Annotated in this window: 18 protein-coding genes and 1 pseudogene; 11 read left to right on the top strand and 8 right to left on the bottom strand. The window is 66.4% G+C overall.

The window, feature by feature from the left end; genetic code table 11:
- Positions 1-5 precede the first annotated feature (5 nt).
- The 5 genes and pseudogenes from eccCa to G6N27_RS18260 form a co-directional block, all read right to left on the bottom strand.
- On the bottom strand, positions 6-3,953 hold the full coding sequence (gene eccCa / locus G6N27_RS18280; RefSeq protein WP_163778639.1) for a type VII secretion protein EccCa: 3,948 nt from the start codon (positions 3,951-3,953) through the stop codon (positions 6-8).
- Complete coding sequence (gene eccB, locus G6N27_RS18275; RefSeq protein ID WP_163778636.1) at positions 3,950-5,518, bottom strand: type VII secretion protein EccB; 1,569 nt, start codon at positions 5,516-5,518, stop codon at positions 3,950-3,952. The genes eccCa and eccB overlap by 4 nt, the downstream gene beginning before the upstream one ends.
- The gene (eccA, locus tag G6N27_RS18270; RefSeq protein WP_163778632.1) at positions 5,515-7,356 is read right to left on the bottom strand and encodes a type VII secretion AAA-ATPase EccA; all 1,842 of its coding nucleotides are present in this window, start codon (positions 7,354-7,356) and stop codon (positions 5,515-5,517) included. The genes eccB and eccA overlap by 4 nt, the downstream gene beginning before the upstream one ends.
- A 252-nt stretch (positions 7,357-7,608) precedes the next feature.
- A pseudogene (locus tag G6N27_RS18265) lies at positions 7,609-7,776 on the bottom strand (class I SAM-dependent methyltransferase); the annotation flags it as partial.
- A 115-nt stretch (positions 7,777-7,891) separates the two neighbouring features.
- Complete coding sequence (locus G6N27_RS18260) at positions 7,892-8,779, bottom strand: oxygenase MpaB family protein (RefSeq protein WP_163778629.1); 888 nt, start codon at positions 8,777-8,779, stop codon at positions 7,892-7,894.
- A gap of 79 nt (positions 8,780-8,858) precedes the next feature.
- Between G6N27_RS18260 and G6N27_RS18255 the strand changes: the two genes are divergently transcribed.
- Entirely contained in the window at positions 8,859-9,497 is a 639-nt protein-coding gene (locus G6N27_RS18255; protein WP_372512975.1) for a TetR/AcrR family transcriptional regulator, read from the top strand.
- A gap of 12 nt (positions 9,498-9,509) precedes the next feature.
- Here G6N27_RS18255 and G6N27_RS18250 read toward each other — a convergent pair whose 3' ends face one another.
- Complete coding sequence (locus G6N27_RS18250; RefSeq protein WP_163778623.1) at positions 9,510-10,085, bottom strand: VOC family protein; 576 nt, start codon at positions 10,083-10,085, stop codon at positions 9,510-9,512.
- 229 nt (positions 10,086-10,314) lie between these two features.
- Between G6N27_RS18250 and G6N27_RS18245 the strand changes: the two genes are divergently transcribed.
- The 4 genes from G6N27_RS18245 to G6N27_RS18230 are packed head-to-tail and all read left to right on the top strand — an operon-like array spanning position 10,315 to position 15,295.
- Positions 10,315-10,974, top strand: coding sequence for a TetR/AcrR family transcriptional regulator (locus tag G6N27_RS18245; protein ID WP_163778619.1), 660 nt, complete (start codon positions 10,315-10,317; stop codon positions 10,972-10,974).
- Positions 10,975-12,108: an alpha/beta hydrolase gene (locus G6N27_RS18240; protein WP_163778616.1), complete on the top strand. Its 1,134-nt coding sequence runs from the start codon at positions 10,975-10,977 to the stop codon at positions 12,106-12,108.
- Positions 12,099-13,067: an NAD(P)-dependent oxidoreductase gene (locus tag G6N27_RS18235; RefSeq protein WP_232064666.1), complete on the top strand. Its 969-nt coding sequence runs from the start codon at positions 12,099-12,101 to the stop codon at positions 13,065-13,067. The genes G6N27_RS18240 and G6N27_RS18235 overlap by 10 nt, the downstream gene beginning before the upstream one ends.
- 53 nt (positions 13,068-13,120) lie before the next feature.
- Positions 13,121-15,295: an acyl-CoA dehydrogenase gene (locus G6N27_RS18230; RefSeq protein WP_163778610.1), complete on the top strand. Its 2,175-nt coding sequence runs from the start codon at positions 13,121-13,123 to the stop codon at positions 15,293-15,295.
- Positions 15,296-15,429: 134 nt separating this feature from the next.
- On the opposite strand, the gene G6N27_RS25550 is transcribed toward G6N27_RS18230, so the two are convergent.
- On the bottom strand, positions 15,430-15,876 hold the full coding sequence (locus G6N27_RS25550; RefSeq protein ID WP_163778608.1) for an RNA-binding protein: 447 nt from the start codon (positions 15,874-15,876) through the stop codon (positions 15,430-15,432).
- Between the two features lie 561 nt (positions 15,877-16,437).
- Here G6N27_RS25550 and G6N27_RS18220 point away from each other — a divergent pair.
- On the top strand, positions 16,438-16,758 hold the full coding sequence (locus G6N27_RS18220) for a hypothetical protein (RefSeq protein ID WP_163778605.1): 321 nt from the start codon (positions 16,438-16,440) through the stop codon (positions 16,756-16,758).
- A gap of 35 nt (positions 16,759-16,793) precedes the next feature.
- Positions 16,794-17,303 carry a DinB family protein gene (locus G6N27_RS18215; protein WP_163778602.1) on the top strand — a complete coding sequence of 170 codons (510 nt, stop codon included), beginning with the start codon at positions 16,794-16,796 and terminating at the stop codon, positions 17,301-17,303.
- Positions 17,304-17,388: 85 nt separating this feature from the next.
- Here G6N27_RS18215 and fadD2 read toward each other — a convergent pair whose 3' ends face one another.
- Positions 17,389-19,065 (bottom strand): long-chain-fatty-acid--CoA ligase FadD2, encoded by a 1,677-nt coding sequence (gene fadD2, locus G6N27_RS18210; RefSeq protein WP_163778598.1) that lies wholly within the window; start codon positions 19,063-19,065, stop codon positions 17,389-17,391.
- Between the two features lie 65 nt (positions 19,066-19,130).
- Between fadD2 and ligD the strand changes: the two genes are divergently transcribed.
- Genes ligD through G6N27_RS18190 form a run of 4 tightly spaced genes read left to right on the top strand, consistent with a single transcriptional unit; the run spans position 19,131 to position 22,867 of the window.
- The gene (gene ligD / locus G6N27_RS18205; protein WP_163778595.1) at positions 19,131-20,354 is read left to right on the top strand and encodes a non-homologous end-joining DNA ligase; all 1,224 of its coding nucleotides are present in this window, start codon (positions 19,131-19,133) and stop codon (positions 20,352-20,354) included.
- A gap of 31 nt (positions 20,355-20,385) precedes the next feature.
- Entirely contained in the window at positions 20,386-21,363 is a 978-nt protein-coding gene (locus tag G6N27_RS18200; RefSeq protein WP_163778592.1) for an ABC transporter substrate-binding protein, read from the top strand.
- A complete protein-coding gene (locus G6N27_RS18195) occupies positions 21,363-21,977 on the top strand; it encodes a 5-oxoprolinase subunit B family protein (RefSeq protein ID WP_163778589.1) in 615 nt (204 codons plus the stop codon). Before G6N27_RS18200 ends, G6N27_RS18195 begins: the two co-directional genes overlap by 1 nt.
- Positions 21,974-22,867: a 5-oxoprolinase/urea amidolyase family protein gene (locus G6N27_RS18190; protein WP_163778587.1), complete on the top strand. Its 894-nt coding sequence runs from the start codon at positions 21,974-21,976 to the stop codon at positions 22,865-22,867. The genes G6N27_RS18195 and G6N27_RS18190 overlap by 4 nt, the downstream gene beginning before the upstream one ends.

The raw sequence follows: 22,867 nt of genomic DNA, 5'->3' as shown, positions 1-22,867 counted from the left end.
GTGACTCACCGACCATCGACAGCCACGCTTTCGTCGACGAGCGGATTGACCAATTGCACGTAAGTCGGTGTGTCGCTGTCGGTGAGCAGGATGGCCCGACCGGCGGGCAGCCGGTCGAAACGCTGACCGCGCACCTTGCCGCCGTCGACCGGATTGCCCGACAACATCAGCGTCGTCGCCTGAAGGTCGTTGAAACGACGCAGCAGTTGGCTGGTCATCAGCGCGTGAGCGGCGCCGGTCGCACGCGCGGTGACGATGACCCGCAAGCCGAGATCACCTGCCTGCGCGAGCAATCCGATGAGCGGAGTCCAGGGACGCTGCCCGACGTACGGGCCCGTCATCGCCGGAGTGTCCGGGATCTGGTCGACGTCGTCGATGATCAGGTAGTGCGTGTGACCCTCGAGTGACCAGCCGCTGAGCTGTGCCGTGGTGAAACCGGCCGGTGGGCGGCGCTGCTCGATGAGTGCCGCCAGCCCGAGCATCGCCGGTGTCACCCGGTCGATGTTGGCGGTGTATTCGTTGTCGGGGAACAGCGGCTCATCCACGAGATGCAGCCTGCGGTCCAGCACGGTGAACGCCACCCGGTCGGGGGTCGAGTTGTCCCGAATGGTCCGGATGATGTGGCGCAACAGCGTGGTCTTGCCGGACCTGGTGTCGCCCAACACCATCAGCAGCGGGTTCTCGGCGAAGTTGAGTTCGACCGCGGCCAAGTCTTCTTCGCGCTGGCCGATGACGATCCGGTCGTCGCCGCCGTAGGCCGGGCCGAGAGCGAGGGGCGCGAGGTTGGTCGGCAGCAGCCGCACCGGCGGTGCGCTGAGCCCCGAGTGGCGCTCGTTGATGGCCGGAATCTGGTCCAGCTCGGGCGCCGCGAACAGGAAGTGTTCGGCCGCCATTGTCAAACCACGACCCGGCTGGTCGGCGGGCACCGCCTCGGCCGGCCGGTGCAGTGCGCCGACCACCCGGACGTTGCTGTCGCGTGCGTCGTGCAGCTTGAGTTCCAGCCGCAGCCCCAGGCCGTCCCGCATCGCGAGCGGGACCTCGAGCCAGCTGGGCGTGGTGACGACGACGTGGATGCCGTAGGCCAGTCCGACGTTCACCAGCTCGGTCACCTTGCTCAGCAACGGGTTCCGGGTGTTGAACTGGTCGGTGTTGTCGCGGCTGAACGCATACAGGTTGTCGATGACCAGGAACACCTGGCCCAACCCGTCGTCGGGCCCCTGCTTGTCGCGGAACACCTCGCGCTGCTGACGAGACCGCAGCAGCTGCTCGAGTTCTCCGAAGGTCCGGCGGATGCGCTCGGGTTCCAGCGACGACGCAACGCTGCCGACGTGCGCCAAGTCTTCCAGCGCCCGCAGCTGCCCACCGCCGTAGTCGAGGCAGTAGAAGCTCACCTCGCGCGGCGAATGCAGGCTCGCCGCGGACAAGATGAACGTCTGCAGGGCAGTCGATTTCCCGGACTTCGCTCCACCGTGGATGACCAGGTTGCCCGCCGCCGACCTCGCGTCGAACACCAGCGAGTCGCGACGCATCTGGAACGGTTTGTCGATTTCACCCAGTGGCCAACGCCATTCGCCGCGCGGCACAGCGGCGCGCGCCAGCGCCTTGCTCAGCGGGATGACCTCGTCGAGCGGCGGCAGCCACAGCTCTGGCGCGCGCGGGCCGTAACGCGCGAGCTGGTCACCGATCGTCGCGATCAGCTTGCGCGAAGGGGCGACCGGTTCGTCGTGACCGTTCTTGGCGATGATCGTGGTCTGGTCGGGCTCGACCCGGGCCGCGCTGAACAGCTTCGGCTCGGGAACCGAATACACCACAAGTGTTTTCGGCGCTTGCGGAGCGTCGTAGATGCCGTCGACGTAGGTGCTGCGGAACTTGATCGGAGCAGCACCGGGAGCTGGTACCAGGAAGCCCACGCCTTTGTGTTCCTTGCCGGCCTCGATGTGGTAGGCATCCTCCACACCGATGATCGAGCGCGACACCGCGGGGCTGGCCACCTTCAGACCGATTCGGTACGAGGTGTTCTTGTCGATGTCCTTGATCTTGCCCACGTCCAGGGTCTGCGAGGCGAACAGGATGTGGATGCGGAACGAGCGGCCTTTACGCGCAACGTAGTCGAACAGCTCCGCGTACTCGGGGTGATCGGCCAGCATCAACGTGAATTCGTCGGCGACGACGAACAGTGTCGGGATCGGCGCCAAGTCGTGCCCCGCGGCGATGGCGTTCTCGTATTCGGTGACCGAGTTGAATGCGCTGCCCTGAACCTGGCGCCCGGCCTCGCGCAGGATCATCTCCCGCCGGGCAACCTCGCCGCGAAGCGTGTCGGCGAACCGGTCGGCCAGCGACTTCTTCTCGGCCATGTTGGAGATCACCGCGACGACCTGCGGGAAGTTGCGGAAGATGTCGGCGCCGGCCTCACCCTTGAAGTCGGCATAGATCACGATCAGCCGCTCGGCGGAGTGAGTTGTCAACAGCGACAGGAGGATCGACATCAACGTCTGCGACTTGCCGGCACCGGTCATACCGATCATCAGGCCGTGCGGCCCCATGCCGCCCTCAGCCTCGTCCTTGAGGTCGAAGATCAGCGGTTCGCCGGTCGCGGTCACACCGATCGGCACCCGCAACTCGTCCTCGCGGCGTCGCGGCGCCCACAACGTCGGGACGTCGAGCCGCGACGCGTCCGGTATTCCCAGCAGCGTGGAGAACGTGGCGCCGCGGGTGGCGGTCGACTGCAGTCCGCTGTGCGTCGGGTTGGAATCCCACCGGGACAGCCGTCGAGCCAGATGCACCGCCTCTTCCGATCGCAACTGATCGGCGCTGTCGATGTAGCGCTGCCAGCCGCCGGTCTGCCACCGGTCGATCGCGCCGTCGGCGATGCGCAGGATCGGTCGCTCAGGGTCGGAATACTGTTCGCGATGCGGCGCGTTGGTCGACCGGTAGATGACCGTGACACCGGCCCGGCCCGCGGCCAGCGGCGAGCCGCCCAGGTCGAAGTCCGGGTCGTCGACGACGATCACCAAGTGCCGCAACGCATCAGAAGGTCCGCCGGTGAATGCGGGCCGATCGGTCAGCGCCGGCCCCAGCAGTGCGATCAGCTCGTCAGGCTTGCTGGACAAGTAGCGAGCCGGTCCAACACCGTCCATCTCGGCCGGGATGTCCACGTGCGGCAGCCATTTCAGCCACGACCAATCGGGCGACTCGAGATTCGGCGTGGCCACCGCCACGCCGAGCACGGTCGGGTCGTGCCAGGTCACCGCCTGAGCGACCCAGGCACGCAAAGCGGGGCGCACCTCTTCGTCGTCGCCGAGCACGGTGATCCGCGACACCTTGGTCAGATCGATACCCGTCGGCACATCGTGAACGGTGCGCTGGGTGTCCAGCAGGCTGCGTAATGCGCTGTGCGACACCGGTTCCAGGTCGACCTCGTCGGCGATGTCATTGACCCGCAGCGCGGTGTCCAGCGTCGCGGTGTGGACGCCCGCCCGCACCACCAGGAAGTCGCCGTCGCGCGGGTCACGCTCCCACTGCCGGCGCGATCCCGGAATCGCGGCCAACTCCGCGGGGTCGGGGTGCGACCATTCGGCCGCGGCGCGTTGCGCGGCTGCCTGGCCGCGAATGTTGTCCCGCACCACCGACAGGTAACGCAGGTAGTCGGCACGTTCGGCGTCGACTTCTTCGGTACGCGACTTGTTGTCTCCGCCGCGGAAGAACGCGGTGGCGGCCAGCAGCAACACGAACGGGAAGAACAGGGTCTGCGGCGAGATCAGTCGCATCCCGGTGGCCACCATCGCGACGATCATTCCGACGATCAGCAAGACGATCACGACCGGCAGCGCCCGCTTCAGCAGCGACGGCGGGATAACCCGGGGCAATTCGGGCGGCGCTTCGATGTTGATGCTGCCCTTGCGGGTCACCGGCGAGGGCAGCCTGCGGCGGGCCTCGAAGATCAAGCGGCTCATCGGGTTTGCCCTTCGGCTGAGGTGCGGCCAGGTCGAGAGTCGGGGGCCAGTCCATCGTGAGCGAGCAGCGCGTCGGCACGCGACAGCGTCGGTCCGGGCGCGTACAGCGACAGGATGGACCACGGAATGGGTGTCGGCGGCGAGCTCAGGCCAAGTGCCTCAACCGTTTTCGACTGCCCGGTGGGCCCGGCCTGCGCGGCTTCGTTGTCGATGCCGTACCGGACCCCGGTATCGGAGACCCAGAACAGCGAGCCGGCGGCCGGTGACGACGAACCCTGCCCGACGGTTTGGGTGAAGTATCCCTGGCCAGGGGTCATCGCGACCCGGCTTGCCGTGCCGCCATTGCCCGCGCCGACGAGGTCCTCGGTGTGCACCGCGTCCGGAATCGGCAGTGCCGAACCCGTCAGCAACGTCAACGAATTCGTGCTTGCTCCGGCCACCTTGTTCCAGTGCGCGCAGGTGACCGGATCGTGCGAGGCGTCGACGAGAGTGATCCGCTGCTCGGGGTACCGGCTGGTGTCCAGCGCCTTCGACACCGGCAGCTTGGCGATTTTGTCTGCGCCGAGCCGCGGTGGCTGGTCCAGGCCGTAGGAGTTCGAATTGCGCAGGATCGCCGCCAGAACGGGCGAGATCGGCTGCAGGCCGTCGGGCAGCACCGCATAGTACAGCGCGCTGTTGCCCGAAACGCTTTCCAGCCCATGAGATTCGACGACTGCACCGATCGGCGCGGGAACGGGGAAGCGAGCGGGGCTGCCGGCGTCCGGGATGACGGGCACGGTCAGCGGCGGCGCCTCCGGGATCGCGTTGAACAAGCCGACGGCGACCGGCCTCGGCGCGGGGATGTTCGAGCCCAGACCCAGCGCGTTGGTCACCGCGTGGTCGGCCAGGTCGATCCGGCTGCGCCGGCCGTCCCACAGCAGCCAGCCGCCGGCGGCGTTGCTGACCAGCACGCCGTTGCCGCCGGCCAGAGTCTTCGCGCGGGCACCGGAGCTGTCGAGGGCGCCGGCGATCACCGTCACACCGCTGGCGGCGGCGTCGCACACCGTCCAGTCGGCGTCCTTGCGGGTGTTCTGCACCATCCGCTGCGGTGCGCCTGGGATGCCGATCAGGTTGCCGAGCGGAAACTTGTCCAGCTCAGCACTTTTCACCGTTGTCGGATTGTCCGGTCGGCCGGCGATCAGTCGGGCCGAGGCCAGGTTCAGCACCGGGTGCAGCTGATCGCCCACCCGTACGTACAGCGCCGAGGTCGAACGGTCGGCCAGCACCGCTTTGCTGGCGGCTGATCCGTTCGGCCGGATCAGCGAGAAGACGAAGCAGCCGACCAGCGCGGTGATCAGCACGATGACGCCCATCAGGATCGCACGCGTCTGGGTGCGCAGCGGGTCGACGAGCATCCGGGTGTCGTGCAACGCGACGCCGGAAGCGATGCGGCGCATGACAAATCGCCATCCGGTCACCTGGTGACGGGTGACGAACCCGCGGCGGTAGACGACCTTGTCGGGGTTGTCGTTGACGGGAGTGCGCGACGCGAACGAGCGGCGGTCGTCGCCTTCGGGGGCGGTCATGCCGGCGTCTCCAGCCGCAGGCCTTCAAGCAGCGGCGGCACCGTGTTGGCGACGTCGGCGGCGGTGATCGTCATGAGCTCCTCGTCGGTGAATTCACCGGTTTTCGCGTGTTCGGAGTGGTCCAACCGGAATTCCCGTTCCTCTTCCGACTTTTCGACGACGTTGCGGACGAATCGACCGTTGCCGGCGATGTCCAGACCGCGCCGTTCGACACCGGTCGAATCGGCTTTGGTCATGCTCGCCAGGTGAGCGAACAGCGATTCCAGGTCGTCGAGTGCCGCCTGCTCGAATGTGCTGTCGCGCCTGGTGGCCATGAAGTTCGCGATCTCGATCAACTCGGGGGGCTGATACGACGGGAAGTCGATGGTGCGGGTGAACCGCGATCGCAGACCTTGGTTGGTGTCCAGGAATCGGTCCAGGTCGGCGCGGTAACCGGCGATGATCACCACCAGCCGATCGCGGTCGTTTTCCATTCGGGCCAGCAGCGTGTCGATGGCCACCAGACCGAAGTCGTTCTTGGCCCCGGTGGCCACCAGCGCGTAGGCCTCGTCGAGGAACAGCACGCCGTCCAGGGCGCTGTCGATGATCGCGTTGGTCTTGGCTTCGGTCTCACCGATGTGCTGACCGATCAAGTCGGCGCGGTGCACCTCTTTGATGTTTTCTTTCTTCAAAAGGCCTAAGCCGCAATAGATTTTGGCCACCACGCGGGCGATGGTGGTTTTGCCGGTTCCGGGCGGACCGGTGAACACCAAGTGGTGGGTCCGCTGTGCGACCTCCAGGCCGCGTTCTCGTCGCACCAACTCCATCGCCACCGCACTCTTCAGCCGGGCAACCTGGTCCTTGACCTTCTCCAGGCCGATGAACTCGTCGAGTTCGCGCTCGGCCTCGGCCAGCAGCACGGCCTTACGTTCCTGGGCGCCGGGATCCACGAAATCACCGGGCTTGGGCTCGGTGGCCGGATCCCACGGGTCGACGCGGGCGTCGATGCGGTCCGCGGTGGTCGGCACGATGCCGAAGCTGGTGTCGGTGAGCGCCTCTTCGACCTCAGCGTGCTCCGGGTTGGCCGCGTAGAGGTCCTGCAGCACCTCGCGGGCGGTGTCTTCGTCGCCGTCGGCACGTAGTGACAGCGCCCTGGCGAGCCCGCCGTCGACCGCGGCGACGGCGATCGGGCCGTCCGGCTCTTCAAGATAGGCCAGCGCCGCAGCAAACATCCCCAGCCGGGCCAGCGACACCCCGAGGGCGATCTTGACGGCGTGCGCGTAGTGGTCGTCGAGGTCGGGGTCGTTGACGATCGGCGACAGCAGCTTGACGACGTCAGCCCATCGCTCTGCGCGGTACTGAACGGTCGCCGCGACCCAACGCGCCTCCCGCGAGCTCGGCCGGCGCTGGCTGACTTCGCTGACCAGTTGGTGGGCCTCAGCAAATCGTCCGTCGGCGGCCAGGGCCGCGGCGTAGGCGAGGTGGAAGTCGTCCGGCTCGCTCGCGCGGAACCGCAGGTACAGGCCGGTGTCGTAGTGGAATCCCAACACGCCCGGCGCCAGTTCCACGTGCCGCTGCAGCAGTCCGGCCGTCGCCGTGTTCTGCGAAATCGCTTCCAGCACACGGGTCGACGTGTCGCCGGCGGCAGCCAGCCCGACCCAGGCGTCGCACTGGTCGTGGGCGATGCGGACCAGGCCGGTGAACCCGGAGCGGGCAGCGGCCAAGTCTGCTGGGCGGGTGCGGTCGTAGACGGTCAGCCCGAGCGCACGGCAGCACGTCGCGAATCGGCTCGCGGTGTCACCGTCCACCCGGACCGCGACCGGCCGGGTGGCGACGATGCCGGTCTCCACGGTTTCCACGCCTCTGACTCCCCTTCGGACGTAGTGTTGCCTAAGCTAACTTCGGGCGAAGTTAGCATTGCACAAGCTAAGTGTCGAGACGCACCTATCGCCGCGACGGACGGCTTCGGTCACACAGGCACGAAAGCCCAACCGTCGCAGGTCAGTCCGCATGACAACCTGTGGGCGACTGCTTTTGGATACGAGGCGACGAACCGGTTTCTCGCAACGCTCACGCCTCGGCTTGTTGAAAATGAATGTCATTAGCGCTTACTCTACGGCATCGGCGCTGCCGCCGACCGCACGACAGAAGATCTCGGCGTAGGGGTCGTCAGCCAGCGGGTCGGGCTTCTGCGCCTCCAATGCTCGGGCGGTGGCCACGAATAACGCGGTCGAACCGACGCTCGTGGTGATGTCCCAGTTGTCGTCATGTGTACGCACAAAAACCGACCCTACGCCCGCTCAACGTTGCCGAATTCCGCCACGGACGGCAGTCAATACGACGTCATGTCGTAGGACAAGACCCGGTTCGGGTAGGGGGTATTCGCTTGCGCCGCTAGACCAATGGCCGGCCGGCCTTGATCCGGCGGTCCAGGTCCCACAGCAGCACGTTGAACGGGAATCGCCGGATGAACCGCGGCATCGCGTTGTTCACCGTCCGCAGCACCGCGATCAGCCGGTCGAAGCGCCGCTGCCTGGCGGCATCCCACTCGAAGTGCATCTCGTCGCGAAAGCGTTGCGGCAGAAAGCCAGTGGTGATCAGCAAGCTCAGACTCTCCGGCAGCCGGCGCAGCCACGCGGGCGCCGGCAGTCCCCGGATGCGGCCGACGGCGATCGGGTAGAGGTACTCGCGAACGGCGTCATCGATGTGAACCTTGTCGAGCTGTTCCTGCCAATAGCGGTCGAACGCGGCTCGATTGGGCGGCCACATCTCCGGGGGCACCTGCAAGGTGGTGCCAAGCACCATGCCTTCGCGGTAGCGCTCCTCGGCGTCCTGCTCATCGATCTCGCCGACGAAGGTGCGATAAAAGTCGACGCCGCCCTTGTAGAGGCAGGCGGCGACCCACAACTGCAGATCGAGGTCGAACGCGTTGTACTGCACCGGGCTGTCCGGGGTCGAGTACACCTGGGCGTGCGCACCGTTGACCGCGCGGCGGAACGCCTCCTTCTGCGTGTCGGTCCCCGCCATCGCCACCGCCAGATAGGTGAACGTAGTACGTGCCCGCTTGATCGGATGCAGGTCGATGCGGCCGCCCTCGACGCGGCTTTCCATCACGCCGTAACCGACACCTGGTAGCGCCAGTTCCATGATCACGTTGGCCGGGCCGAGGAGCAGCGCCATCCCCATCAGCTGATCGTCGAGGCGTCCGCCCGGCCGCGGCCGACGTATCGGCGGATCGCTCAGCGTGCGATCGACATGGCTGATTGGCTCACTGACCGTCATCGCACCCCTGACCCTAAATCTGAGAACGCCTGTTTCCTGATATTGCCAGGCGGCGGCCGCGGGTGTCAAGATGATCTTCATGGCCAATGCCCCGACGACGAGCGCGCGGCCCTATGGCGGCGTCGACGCCGCCGACCGTCTGGCCGCACGCCGGGCACGGCTGCTGGAAGCCGGCCTCGATCTGCTAGGAGCCGACCGGGCGGACGCCGCGGAGCTGACGGTGCGCGGGGTCTGTCGGCAGGCAGGCGTGGCCGCACGCTATTTCTACGAAAGCTTCGCCGACAAAGACGAATTCGTCGCGGCGGTGTTCGACTGGGTGATTGCCGACCTGGCTGCGACGACGCAGGCCGCGGTGGCGGCCGCACCGCCGGCGGAGCAGACCCGTGCCCTCATCACCGACATCCTCCGGACCATCGGCGGGGACCCGCGAGTGGGACGCCTGCTGTTCAGTGCGCACCTGACCAACGCCGTCATCGTCCGCAAGCGCGTCGAATCCAGCGCGCTGTTCGCGATGCTGTCCGGCCGCCACGTCGAAAACGCCCTACGGATGCCGGAGAACGACCGGATCAAGGCCGCCGCGCACTTCGTGGTCGGCGGAGTGGCGCAGACGATCGGGGCCTGGCTGACCGGCGAAGTGCGACTCGACGCCGATCAGCTGGTCGACCAGCTCGCGTCTCTACTTGACGAGCTCGCCGACCCGGGCCTGTATCGCGACTGAGCCGTTGCGCGGCTAGCGGGGGGCCGGGATACGGCGGTCGGCCGATGTCTTCGGCACGGCTCGAGTGTCGCTCTCACCGAATTCTTTTGTCCAGCAAGCGAATTCCAGGGTGATTCCGTCGGGGTCCTGGAAGTAGAACGACCGAACGTAGACACCGGGGTGCACGGCCGCCGCGACCTGCCGCTCGCTCTCATCGTGATTGAGCACCGGGCCGACCCGCACACCCTTTTCCTTGAGCCGCTGACGGTAGGCGTCGAACTTCTCGGCGGGTACGTGAAACGCCAGGTGGTTCATCGTGCTGACCGCGCTGACGATTTCACCGATCCCGGGTATGGCGGCCGGCGACGAAAGGCCGGGCACCCGGTCGGGCGCGTCGGCGAACCAGAAGAACGCCACGCAATCTCCGTTGCCGGCGTCGAAGAAGAAGTGCTGTCCGAGTCCCCCGGGCAGATCCAGCGATTTGATCAACGGCATGCCGAGCACGTTGCTGTAGAAGTCCACCGTCCGCGCCATGTCCGAACAGACCAGCGCGACGTGGTTGATCCCGCCGAGCTCGAACTCGGAATTGCGATTGTGCGGCTTGATCATCCGCGGGCTCTCGTCATGTGCGCCGCTTCTCTTCCTCGCTTCGCTCGGCATCGTCGTCGGCTGCCGTCATGAGCGCCGCTCCTCTTCCTCGCTTCGCTCGGCATCGTCGTCGGCTGCCGTCATGAGCGCCGCTCCTCTTCCTCGCTTCGCTCGGCATCGTCGTCGGCGCGCGTTCCGTGGCGCAGATCAGGATCTGAATCTAACATCAGGTTCAGGTTCGTTCCAGAAAATGCGCCGCTACGAGGGAGGGTCGTCGGTGTCCACGGTGTCCGATCCGCCTGCCCGGCGGGCGCCGCTGCCGACGAACCGTGGCCGCCGTACCCGGGCGGCCATCGACACCGCGGCACGCAGCGTGATCGCCCGCAAAGGCATCCTGGCCGCCACCATCGCCGACATCGCCGCCGAGGCAGGGCGGTCGACGGCGTCGTTCTACAACTACTACGACTCCAAAGAGGCGATGGTCCGCGAGTGGGCGTTGCGGTTCCGCGACGACGTCAACGAGCGGGCGCAAACGGTCACCCGGCACGGGCTGTCGAATCAAGAGCGCGTCCAGTTGGCCGCGGCAGCACATTGGCACACCTATAAGGACCTCTTGGCGGAGATGGTCAGCGTGTCGCAGCTGGCAATGGTCAACGACGACTTTGCCGGGTATTGGGCTGAAATCTGTTCTATACCAACATCGTTCATCACCGAGATGGTGCGGCGCGCACAATCTGACGGGTATTGTCCCAGCGACGACCCGCAGCTGATTGCGGTCGCGATCGTGGCGATGCTGAACCAGTTCTGCTACCTGCAGCTGACCGGCCCCGGAACGCCGGACGACGAAGCCTGCATCACGACGCTGGCCAATATCTTCTACCGAGCCATTTACTACAAGGAGGACCACTGAGTGAGTCGTGCCGCAGGTACCCCCGGGGTTGTCCGTGAATTCATCGGCCTAGCGTCGCCGACCGGGCGGCGCGCCGGTGCGGGCGGCCATCCCTGCCAGGGGCTCTATCACCGCGGAGTGGGGCGCAAACCCAAGGTCGCGGTGATCGCCACGCACTACCAAATCGACTTCTCCGAGCACTATCTCGCGGACTACCTTGCGACTCGCGGCATCGGATTCCTCGGCTGGAACACCCGATTCCGCGGGTTCGAGAACAGCTTTCTGCTCGACCATGCGCTGGTCGACATCGGCGTCGGGGTTCACTGGTTGCGAGACACGCAATCAGTGGAAACCGTTGTGCTGCTGGGTAATTCTGGGGGTGGTTCGTTGATGGCCGCCTACCAGGCACAGGCCGTCGATCCACACGTGACCGCGGTCGCCGGCATGCGGCCCGCGGCGGGGCTCACCGATCTGCTGCCAGCCGACGGCTACGTGGCCAGCGCAGCGCATCCGGGCCGTCCGGACGTGTTGACCGCCTGGATGGACGCCGCCGTCGTCGACGAGAACGATCCGGTCGCCTCCGATCCCGACCTCGACCTGTTCATCGAACGCAACGGGCCGCCGTACTCGCCGGACTTCCTGAAGCGATACCGGGCAGCGCAGGTCGCCCGTAACAACGCCATCACCGATTGGGTCGAAACGGAGTTGAAACGTGTTCGGGCGGCTGGGTTTTCCGATCGCCCATTCTCCGTGATGAGGACGTGGGCCGATCCGCGGATGGTCGATCCGACCATCGAGCCCACCACCCGGCAGCCGAACCTCTGTTACGCGGGTCTGCCGGCCAAGGCCAACCGTTCGGCGCACGGCATCGCCGCAGCCTGCACGCTGCGCAGTTGGCTGGCGATGTGGAGCCTGCGGACCGCCCAGACCCGGGCCGAGCCGCACCTGACCCGAATCACCTGCCCTGCCTTGGTGATCAACGCCGAAGCCGACACCGGTGTGTTCCCGTCGGACGCCCAGCGCATCTACGACGCGCTGGCCTCCACCGACAAATCGCTGTGCTCGATCAACACCGACCACTACTTCACCACCCCGGGTGCGCGCAGCGAGCAGGCTGACACAATCGCCAAATGGATTGCCAAACGGTGGCGCTGAGAGTCCTCGCCCATTTCGTTCCCGGTCCCAAGGTGCTGGATTTTGTTGCAGCCGAATCTGATTGGCTCGATATCCGCTGGTGCGCCGACGACGACACTGTCGAGTCGCAAGACGCATTTCACCGGGAGCTGCCTCAGACCGACGTCATCTGGCATGTGCTGCGGCCCCTTTCCGGCGCCGACCTCGCACGGGCGCCTCGACTGCGGCTGGTCCACAAGTTCGGCGCCGGGGTCAACACCATCGACGTCGACACGGCCACCGAGCGCGGCATCGCCGTCGCCAACATGCCCGGCGCCAACGCGCCGTCGGTGGCCGAAGGGACGGTGCTGCTGATGCTGGCCGCGCTGCGCCGGCTGCCGGCGCTGGACCGCGCCACCCGCGAAGGCCGCGGCTGGCCGTCCGACCCACAACTCGGCGAGACCGTCCGCGACATCGGTGCCTGCACCGTGGGATTGGTCGGCTACGGCAACGTTGCCAAGCACGTCGCGGGCATCGTCGCCGCGATGGGCGCCACGGTGTTGCACACCAGCACACGAGACGACGGCCTGCCCGGCTGGCGGCCGTTGCCGGCACTGCTGGCCGGCAGCGACATCGTGTCGCTGCATCTGCCACTGACCGAGGACACGCACGGGCTGCTCGGTGAGGTCGCGCTGGCCGGCATGAAACCCGGTGCGGTACTCGTCAACACCTCGCGTGGCGCGATCGTCGACGAGGGCGCTCTGGTCGATGCGTTGCGCGCCGGCCGGCTGGCCGCCGCCGGCCTCGACGTGTTCGACGTCGAACCGGTGTCACCGGACAACCCGCTGCTCAGGCTCGACAACGTGGTGCTGACGCCGCACGTCACCTGGTACACCGTCGACACCATGCGGCGCTATCTCGTCGAAGCCGTCGCCAACTGCCGACGGCTCAGGGACGGCGAGTCGCTGGCCCATGTGGTCAACCAACCCACCGGTTATTAGATTGAGGAGATTGGGCCGAACCTGGCCCGAGGCAGAACCAAGGAAGGCGACCAATGCCGATCGCTATCAATTCTGAGCATCAAGACCTGGCCGATTCGGTTCGGTCCCTGGTGGCGCGGGTGGCGCCGTCGGAGGTCCTGCACGCTGCGCTGGAAACACCGATCGACAATCCGCCGCCGTATTGGCGGGCCGCCGCCGAACAGGGTCTGCCTGGTGTGCACCTGGCCGAATCCGTTGGTGGGCAAGGCTTTGGCATCCTCGAGCTCGCCGTCGTGCTCGCTGAATTCGGCTACGGTGCGGTGCCCGGCCCGTTCGTCCCGTCCGCGATCGCCAGTGCGCTGATCTCCGCGCACGACCCCGACACCAAGGTGCTCGCCGAGCTCGCATCGGGTGAGGCCATCGCCGCCTACGCGCTGGACTCCACGCTGACGGCGACGCGGCAAGGTGACGCGTTGGTGGTCCGGGGCGAGGTCCGGGCGGTGCCCGCCGCCGGTGAGGCGTCGCTGCTGGTGTTGCCGGTGGCGATCGACAGCGGCGAAGAGTGGGTCGTGTTGCGCGCCGATCAGCTCGAGATCGAGCCGGTCGTCAGCGTCGACCCGCTGCGACCGATCGCCCATGTGCGGGCCAATGCGATCGAGGTCGCAGACGACGTCGTATTGAGCAACCTCAGCATGGTCAGGGCGCAGGCGTTGATCACCACGCTGTTGTCGGCCGAGGCGATCGGCGTCGCCCGGTGGGCCACCGACACCGCCGCTGACTACGCCAAGATCCGCGAACAGTTCGGCAGGCCGATTGGGCAGTTCCAGGCCGTCAAACACAAGTGTGCCGAGATGATCGCCGACACCGAACGGGCCACCGCCGCCGTGTGGGACGCCGCCCGCGCCATCGACGACGACTGCGAGCACGTCGAATTCGCTGCGGCAGTGGCGGCCACGCTGGCCCCCGCCGCGGCCCAGCGTTGTACCCAGGACTGCATTCAGGTGCACGGTGGTATCGGATTCACCTGGGAGCACGACACGAATGTGTACTACCGCCGCGCGTTGATCCTGGCCGCCGGGTTCGGGCGCGCTTCCGAATACCCGCAGAAGGTGGTGCACACCGCGACCACCACCGGGATGCGCCCGATCGACATCGACCTGGACCCCGACACCGAAAAGCTCAGGGCCGAAATCCGTTCCGAGGTCACCGCACTCAAGGAGATGGACCGCGAGCACCGTACGGTCGCACTCGCCGAAGGCGGATGGGTATTGCCGCACCTGCCGAAGCCGTGGGGCCGGGCCTCCAGCCCGGTCGAGCAGGTGATCATCGCTCAGGAGTTCGCCGGCGGGCGGGTCAAGCGACCGCAGGTCGGCATCGCGGCGTGGATCGTCCCGTCGATCGTGGCGTTCGGCACGGACGAACAGAAACAACGTTTCCTGCCGCCGACGTTCCGCGGCGAGATGATCTGGTGCCAGTTGTTTTCCGAGCCCGGCGCCGGTTCGGACCTCGCCGGCCTGACCACCAAGGCCACCCGCGTGGACGGCGGATGGCGGATCAGCGGGCAGAAGATCTGGACGACGGCCGCGCAGTTCTCCCAATGGGGCGCGCTGCTGGCCCGCACCGACCCGTCCGCGCCGAAACACAATGGGATCACGTACTTCCTGCTCGATATGAAGAGCGAGGGCGTGACGGTCAAGCCGCTACGCGAACTCACCGGGCAGGAGTTCTTCAACACCGTCTACATCGACGACGTGTTCGTGCCCGACGAGTACGTGCTCGGTGAGGTGAACCGTGGCTGGGAGGTCAGCCGCAACACGTTGACGGCAGAACGGGTTTCGATCGGCGGTAGCGATCTGAACTTCCTGGCCAGCCTGCCGCAGCTCGTCGAGTTCGTCCGCGATGGGCACTTCGACCAGGTCGCGCGCCACCGGGCCGGGCAGCTGATCGCCGAAGGACATGCGGCCAAACTGCTGAATCTGCGCTCCACATTGTTGACGCTGGCCGGGGGTGACGCCATGCCATCGGCGGCGATTTCCAAGCTGTTGTCGATGCGGACCGGACAGGGCTACGCCGAGTTCGCGGTGTCCTCGTTCGGGTCCGATGCGGCGATCGGCGACAAGGACACGCCGCCGGGCAAGTGGGACGACTTCCTGCTGTCCAGTCGGGCCACCACCATTTACGGCGGCACGTCAGAGGTACAGCTCAACATCATCGCCGAGCGACTGCTCGGGTTGCCCCGCGATCCGTAGACCTGGCGACAGCACACAAAAATCCACGCCGACCCGGCAGGCTTTCGGATCGGCGTGGATTGCTTTGAGGAGAGGGCGGCTAGCCCCGTCATGCGCAAGAGGCGGGGCTAGCCTGTCCCCTCAGTCGGCTGGGTTCATCGCCACCAGCCGTTTGGACCCCAACCCGGGCCTCCGAAGCCCCAGGGCCGATAACCCAGTCCTGGCGGGCCGAAACCACCATTGCCCCAACCTGGGTGGCCGCCGTAGCCCCACCAACCGCGGTTACCCCCGCCCCAGCCGCCGCGGCCATAGCCCCCGCGGCCCCAGCCGGCGCGGCCGTAGCCGCCAGGGCCCCAGCCCCCTCGGCGGATGCCTCCGCCGTGACCACCGAATCCTCCGTTATGGCCACCAACGCCGCCGCCGTGGCCGCCAGGGCCGCCAGGGCCCGGGCGATCGGGCAGTGGCGCGATGGGGGTGATGGCGGGCGACGCATTGGCCGCAGGGGCCGAAGGAGTGGCACCGAACAGAATTGCGCCGGCCACCGCGCTCGCGCCGATGGCGCCTACGGCGACCCGGCGGGCTGAAGACAGTGAACTCAACATCGTCGAAGCTCCTTCGTCATCTGGTGGCTGAACAACATAAACGCTAAATGGCGATACTTAGCAAATGATAAATTGCCCTGCTGATAACACTGAGAATACCGTATTTCACTAGTCATAGCGAACCCATAGATTTAAATCTATATGTCGACGAGTTGCTTACTCGCGCACCATTTCACGTAATTAAGGATGTCCAAATATACGGATATCAGTAGACACGGAACCTCGATCAATACAGCTTAAAGGTAGTCTCACCGTCTACTGATATCAGTATCTCCGCAGTTACGCAAATAAGGATCAGCGTCTTTCGCCACCGCGCTGATTTACTCGATACGGCGAATGATTGAACGGGCAGAACACCTAGTGTTTCGTGTCGCTTTATCGCACCTATCGGCAACTACGGAAAATCGCCGATCGAGCTGGCCCGCCCCGGCGCGACGCCAACGACGCCGGAAGCCCGAGGACACGCCGTCCGGCAGACACGCGATGCACGAGACGGCGTGGCCGGGACATACTTAAGTCCTGATCTACTGAAACCTCGCCAACCGGAGGTCGTCCAGGCCCATGGAACCAAGCTCGCCGTCGTTCCGGTCCACACCGCCGACGCGCGCCGACGCCTCGGCGGAGACCGAACGCTTCTCGAGCATCCGGCAGAACGTCGAGCACAAGCCGGGAAAGCAGCCGCGCGGCCAACGCATCAGGCGCACCGTCGACCTGTCCCCGGCCACCCACCGGGCCCTCGATATCTGGCAGCGCGAGGCCGCCGACCGGCTCGGATTCGCCCGCGTCACCGGACAAGAAGTCATCTCCGCGCTCATCGAGCTGCTGCTTACCGACCCGAAGCTGTCCGCGGAGATAACCCGGAGCATCCGCAACGGGCGTTGATCGCCCGGAAGGCTCGCGGTGCTAGCTTCGCGGACATGTCAGACACGCAGAGTCCCGATCGTCGCCATCAGCAGCCCTCCGACGAGCGCGCCACCCTGGATGCTTTCCTCGACGACTACCGAGACATCGTGGTGCGCAAGGTATCTGGGCTTTCCGACGCCGATGCCCGTCGTCCGATGGTCGCGTCCGGTACATCGGTGGGCGGGCTGGTCAAGCACATGCGTTGGGCGGAATACGGCTGGTTCTACCAGCTTCTGCAGGGAAAGCGCAACCACAACCATCGCCCGCACGAGCGGTCCTGGGAATTCGCGTTCCTGCCCGACGAATCGCTGTCCACACTGGTCGCCGAGTACCAGAGCCAGTGCGAGGAGTCCCGGCGCATCGCCGCGCGCTATCCACTCGATCACGGGGTGCCGCATGTCAACTTCGGCAGCGTCTCGCTTCGCTGGATCTACGTTCACATGATCGAGGAGACCGCCCGGCACACCGGGCAACTCGACATCCTGCGCGAACAGCTGGACGGCGCAACAGGATTCGACGGGTGAGGGGACACACTTACCGCGAAACAGAAGTCCAGGCTGCGATACTCACCAAACAGCAACCGTGGCTTCTGATTCGCGGGCGCGTGCGCTAGTCGGCGTCGATCTCGCGCAGTTCTCGTTTCAGGATCTTGCCGGTTGGGTTGCGCGGCAGTTCGTCGAGGAAGATCACTTCGCGCGGCACCTTGTACTTGGCCAGTTGGTCTTTCACGTGCTTCTTGACGGTGTCCTCGTCGAGGTCCGTGTTGTCCTTCTTGACGACGAAGGCACGCAGTCGGTGGCCCCACTCCTTGTCCTCGACACCGATCGCGGTGGCTTCGACCACGTCGGGATGTCCGCTGATGCAGTCCTCGACCTCGGCGGGAAAGACGTTCTCGCCACCGGACACGATCATCTCGTCGTCACGGCCGCTGATATAGAGCAGGCCACGATCATCGAAGTATCCGACGTCGCCCGAGGACAGCAACCCGTCGATGATCTGCTTGTTGCCGCCGCCGGTGTACCCCTCGAACGGGAAGCTGGTGCCGACGAAGATCCGGCCCACCTCGCCCTGCGGCAACTCATTGCCGTTGTCGTCGTAGATCCGGACCTTGACGCCTTTGACGACGGGACCCGCAGTCGTCGAGTTGTATTCCAGATGCTCAGGCCCGGCGATGGTGGCGAACGCGATCTCGGTGGAGCCGTACATGTTGTAGACCACCGGACCGAGGTCCTTGAGTGCCCGCTCGGCCACGTCGGCGCCGAGCGCCGAGCCGGACACAAAGATGATCCGCAGGCTGGACAGATCGGGCTTGCTGTCCAGCTTCTCCAGTGCGTCGAGCATCCGCGACAGCATCACCGGAACCACGACAACCGCCGTCACCTTGTGCTTTTCGATGTCTTCGAAGACCTGGGCCGGCTTGAACTTGTTGTGCAGTACCAGCGTCGAGCCCAGGAACATTCCGATGGTGGCGTGCAGGAACCCCAGGGCGTGGAACATCGGCGCCGGCAGGGACGTCACCTCGTTGGCCTTGAACGGCACATGGGCCAGGATCCCGCCGATCGGCGCCAAGGTCGGCGGCAGGCTGCGGTTCGCGCCCTTCGGGGTGCCGGTGGTGCCACTGGTCAGGATGATGATCGAGGAGTGCTTGCTGGCCTTGGGGGCCGGCGATGTGCTGTTGGCCTTGACGACGTCGGCCAGTGTTTCGTCGGTGCTGCCCGAATCCTCGCCATCGGGGTTGGTGCCCAGTGCGCGTAGCTTGCCCAGCTCCGGATCGGCTTTGCTGACGTCGTCGGTGTATTCGTCGTCGTAGATGATCAGCTTGGCGCCTTCGCGCTCGCAGACCTCCTTGATCTGCGGGCCGGAGAACGAACTGTTGAGCAGGATGATGCGGGCACCGACCCGCGCGCACCCGTACTGCGCAACGGCGAACCAGCGATTGTTGCGCGCCAGGATCGCGACGCCGTCGCCGCCGCGCACACCCTTGTCCAGCAGCCCGTGCGCGACAGCGTTCGCGGCGTCGTCGAGTTGCTGGTAGGTGAACGAACCTTCGTCGTCGATGATCGCCGCGCGGTCGGGGGTGCGCCTGGCGTTGAACGCCGGAAGCATCCCGATCTCGCCCCATTTCGCGATGTCAGCGGCCATCGCGGCATAGTTCAGCGGGTTCTCCAACCGGAACGCGCCCGATTCGATGATTTTGCGGAGGTAGTGCAACTCAGATGCGCCGCGCTCGGCATACTGCGCAACCTTGGCCACTGCCTGCCCGGGTAGGTCGAAAAGATTAGGCATGACTTCACCCTATGTGACGGACGTCGCACCGCGGTTGGGAAGTTCTGCGGAATTACCATCGACTCATGGGGCCGGTGTCGCTGGAGGTGGGCGGACGTCAGGTCACGGTCACCCATCCGGACAAGGTGATCTTCCCCGGTCATGACGGCCAATCCGGTCACACCAAGCTGGACCTGATCCGGTACTACCTGGCCGTCGCCGACGGTGCGCTGCGCGGTGTGGCTGGCCGTCCGATGATCCTGAAGCGATTCGTCAAGGGCATCGAGCAGGAAGCGGTCTTCCAGAAGCGTGCGCCGGAGAAGCGGCCCGACTGGGTCGAGGTCGCCGAACTACGCTACGCGCGCGGCACGTCCGCCAAAGAAGCCGTCATCTATGACGCCGCCGGTCTGGCCTGGGCGATCAACCTGGGCTGCGTCGACTTGAACCCGCATCCGGTGCGGGCCGACGATCTCGACCACCCCGACGAGCTACGGGTCGACTTGGACCCGATGCCAGGTGTGACGTGGTCACAGATCCTCGAGGTCGCGCAGGTCGCCCGCGAGGTGCTCGAGGACCACGGGCTGACCGCGTGGCCCAAGACGTCTGGGTCACGCGGGTTCCATATCTACGCGCGAATCGAGCCGAGCTGGTCGTTTCGACAGGTGCGGCTGGCGGCCCAGACGGTGGCGCGGGAGGTGGAGCGACGCGCACCCGAGCTGGCCACCAGCCGGTGGTGGAAGGAAGAACGCGAAGGGGTGTTCGTCGACTTCAACCAGAACGCCAAGGACCGCACGGTCGCGTCGGCGTATTCGGTGCGCGCCACCCCGGATGCGCGGGTGTCGACGCCGCTGCGGTGGGACGAGGTCGCCGGTTGCGACCCCGCCGCGTTCACGGTGACGACGGTGCCGCAGCGATTCGCCGACGTCGGCGACCCGTGGGAGGACATGGACTCCTCGGCAGGCGGGCTCGACCGGCTACTCACGCTCGCCGAGGAACTCGGCCCCGCGGAGAAGGCGCCCACGGGTGCGCGTCGCGGCGACGGCACCGGCCGGCGCCAGTCCGTGATGCCGCTGATCGAGATCGCCCGCACCAAGACCAAGGACGAGGCGATGGCCGCGTTGGACACCTGGCGCACCCGGCATCCCGCCGCTGCCGATCGGCTGCAGCCGGCCGACATTCTGGTCGACGGCATGCGCGGACCGAGCTCGATCTGGTACCGCATCCGGATCAACCTGCAGCATGTGCCCGACGATCAGCGCCCGCCGCAGGAGGAGCTGATCGCCGACTACAGCCCCTGGCAGACCCGCTGAACGCGCTGCACGAAAGCGCTACGCTCACGCGGTGGACCAGCAACGGAGTCGGCGCGCGTTCCTTCGCGCCGGCGCGGCTACCGGCCTGCTCGCGCTGGCGGCCTGCTCGGCACGCAAACCGCCGTCGGCCGCCACCGGCCCCGGTGGGTCGGTCACCATCACCCACGCATTCGGTGAGACGACCATCCCCGGCCCGCCCAAGCGGGTGGTCAGCGCCGGTTTCACCGGGCAGGACGACCTGCTGGCACTCGGAGTCGTCCCGGTCGCGGTGACCAACTGGTTCGGCGATCAGCCGTTCGGTGTGTGGCCGTGGGCCACGGCCAAGCTCGGTAACGCCAAGCCAGTAGTGCTGAACTTGGACAACGGAATTCAGGTTCAGCAAATCGCGGCTCTGAAACCCGATCTGATCGTCGCGACCGACGCCGGACTCGACCAGGACACCTACCAGAAGCTGACCGCGATCGCGCCGACGCTCCCGCAGTCCGGCGGCGACGCGTTCTTCGAGCCGTGGAAAGACCAGGCGACGGCTATCGGGCAGGCCGTGTTCCAGTCCGATCAGATGAAGTCGTTGATCAGCGGCGTCGACAAGGGTTTCGCCGCGGTCGCCGACAAGTATCCGCAGTTCAAGAACAAGCGGGTGCTGTTGCTGCAGGGCACATTTCACGATGACAATGTGGTTGTGACGACGGGTTGGCGCACCGACTTCCTGACGCAGATGGGACTGGCCGTCCCCGAGAGCGTCGTCACCATGGCCGATGGCCAGCAGCGCGCGCTGGTTGCGCACGACAAGATCAGATCGGTGCTCGACGGCGCCGACGTGCTGATCTGGACGACCGAGAGCGACAAGGACCAGGCTGCGCTGCTGGCCAATCCCGATGTGGCATCTGCTCGCTCGCGAAGCGTGTTCACCACAAAGGACCAGGCCGGTGCGATCGCGTACGCCTCGCCGCTGAGCTACCCGCTGGTGACCGATCAGTTGCCGCCGCTGATCGCCAATATCCTGCACTAGTGACGGTCTTGGACTACGGCGACCGTGCGCTGTTGGTGCAATTCGACAGCACCGCTGAGGTTTTGGCGTGGTCAGCTGCGGTGCGCGACGCCGCGATACCCGGGATTGTCGACATCGTTCCGGCCGCCCGCACGGTGTTGCTCACACTCGACGACCCGCAACGGCAGAGCGCCGTACGCCGTCAACTGAGCGCGTTGCGAGTGGTTCCCGACGCGGTGTCGGACGCATCGACCGAGCCGACGGTGATCGACGTCGTCTACGACGGCGCCGATCTGGCCGAGGTGGCGCAGCGCACCGAATTGACCACGGCTCAGGTCATCGAGGCCCACACCGCTCACCCGTGGCAGGTCGGGTTCTGCGGCTTCGCACCGGGTTTCGCCTATCTGGTCGGCGGCGACCCGCGGCTGACGGTGCCGCGGCGGGCCGAGCCGCGGGCCGCCGTACCGGCCGGCGCAGTCGGCCTGGCCGGCGAATTCACCGGGATCTATCCGCGTCGCTCCCCCGGCGGATGGCAGCTGATCGGCCGCACCGATGCGGTGCTGTGGGATATCGACCGGCCGAATCCGGCGCTGCTGACGCCGGGCATCTGGGTCCAGTTCCGGGCCGTGACATGACGACCGTGGAGATCCTGCAAACCGGGCCGCTGGCTCTGATCCAAGATCTCGGCCGGCCCGGACTCGCCCACCTCGGCGTCACCCGCTCGGGTGCCGCCGACCGACGTTCGCACGCGCTGGCCAACCGACTCGTCGCCAACCCCGACGACCGCGCCACCATCGAGGTGACGATGGGCGGGTTCGCCGCGCGAGTCCGCGGCGGCGATGTCGACGTCGCAGTGACAGGCGCCGATCCGAGCTCCCGTATCGATGGAATCGCGTTCGGGTCCAACAGCATTCAACATGTTCGCGACGGTCAGGTGATCTCGTTCGGCATCCCGCGATCCGGGCTGCGCAGCTATCTGGCGGTGCGCGGCGGCATTGAGGTGCCACCGGTGCTGGGCTCGCGCAGCTACGACGTGCTGTCGGCGATCGGTCCGTCGCCGCTGCAACCGGGCGACGTCGTGCCGATCGGAGAGCCCGCCGAGGAGTATCCCGAACTCGATCAGGCGCCGGTGGCGCCGATCTCCGGACAGCCGGTATACCTTCGGGTGATACCCGGCCCGCGTGACGACTGGCTCAGCAAGCCCGATGCCCTCGTACATACCGTGTGGACGGCCTCCGACCGCAGCGACCGAGTCGGCATGCGACTGCAGGGAACGCCGCTGCAACACCGTAGTCCCGATCGGCAACTCCCGAGCGAAGGCGCCGTTCGCGGCGCTATTCAGGTGCCGCCCAACGGTTTACCGGTTGTTCTCGGTCCCGATCACCCGGTGACCGGGGGGTATCCGGTGGTCGGCGTGGTCGCGGACCGCGACATCGATACCCTCGCCCAGCTGCGACCGGGCCAGCAGGTGCGGCTGCACTGGGCGCGGCCCAGTTCGGTAGCGGAAGACCGGCCCAGCTGGTAG

The organism is Mycobacterium cookii (genome assembly GCF_010727945.1).
In the GTDB taxonomy this organism is placed as follows: Bacteria; Actinomycetota; Actinomycetes; order Mycobacteriales; family Mycobacteriaceae; genus Mycobacterium; species Mycobacterium cookii.
Note: the sequence above shows the minus strand (reverse complement) of the source record. Positions and strands in the feature narration are given on the sequence as shown.

Excerpts from the sequence above, each read along its gene's own strand:
- G6N27_RS18245 (WP_163778619.1), top strand. The coding sequence starts at position 10,315 with ATGCGCCGCTACGAGGGAGGGTCGTCGGTGTCCACGGTGTCCGATCCG.
- fadD2 (WP_163778598.1), bottom strand. The coding sequence starts at position 19,065 with ATGCCTAATCTTTTCGACCTACCCGGGCAGGCAGTGGCCAAGGTTGCG.
- eccCa (WP_163778639.1), bottom strand. The coding sequence starts at position 3,953 with ATGAGCCGCTTGATCTTCGAGGCCCGCCGCAGGCTGCCCTCGCCGGTG.
- G6N27_RS18255 (WP_372512975.1), top strand. The coding sequence starts at position 8,859 with ATGGCCAATGCCCCGACGACGAGCGCGCGGCCCTATGGCGGCGTCGAC.
- eccB (WP_163778636.1), bottom strand. The coding sequence starts at position 5,518 with ATGACCGCCCCCGAAGGCGACGACCGCCGCTCGTTCGCGTCGCGCACT.
- G6N27_RS18215 (WP_163778602.1), top strand. The coding sequence starts at position 16,794 with ATGTCAGACACGCAGAGTCCCGATCGTCGCCATCAGCAGCCCTCCGAC.
- G6N27_RS18250 (WP_163778623.1), bottom strand. The coding sequence starts at position 10,085 with ATGATCAAGCCGCACAATCGCAATTCCGAGTTCGAGCTCGGCGGGATC.
- ligD (WP_163778595.1), top strand. The coding sequence starts at position 19,131 with ATGGGGCCGGTGTCGCTGGAGGTGGGCGGACGTCAGGTCACGGTCACC.
- G6N27_RS18220 (WP_163778605.1), top strand. The coding sequence starts at position 16,438 with ATGGAACCAAGCTCGCCGTCGTTCCGGTCCACACCGCCGACGCGCGCC.
- G6N27_RS25550 (WP_163778608.1), bottom strand. The coding sequence starts at position 15,876 with ATGTTGAGTTCACTGTCTTCAGCCCGCCGGGTCGCCGTAGGCGCCATC.
- G6N27_RS18230 (WP_163778610.1), top strand. The coding sequence starts at position 13,121 with ATGCCGATCGCTATCAATTCTGAGCATCAAGACCTGGCCGATTCGGTT.
- G6N27_RS18260 (WP_163778629.1), bottom strand. The coding sequence starts at position 8,779 with ATGACGGTCAGTGAGCCAATCAGCCATGTCGATCGCACGCTGAGCGAT.
- G6N27_RS18190 (WP_163778587.1), top strand. The coding sequence starts at position 21,974 with ATGACGACCGTGGAGATCCTGCAAACCGGGCCGCTGGCTCTGATCCAA.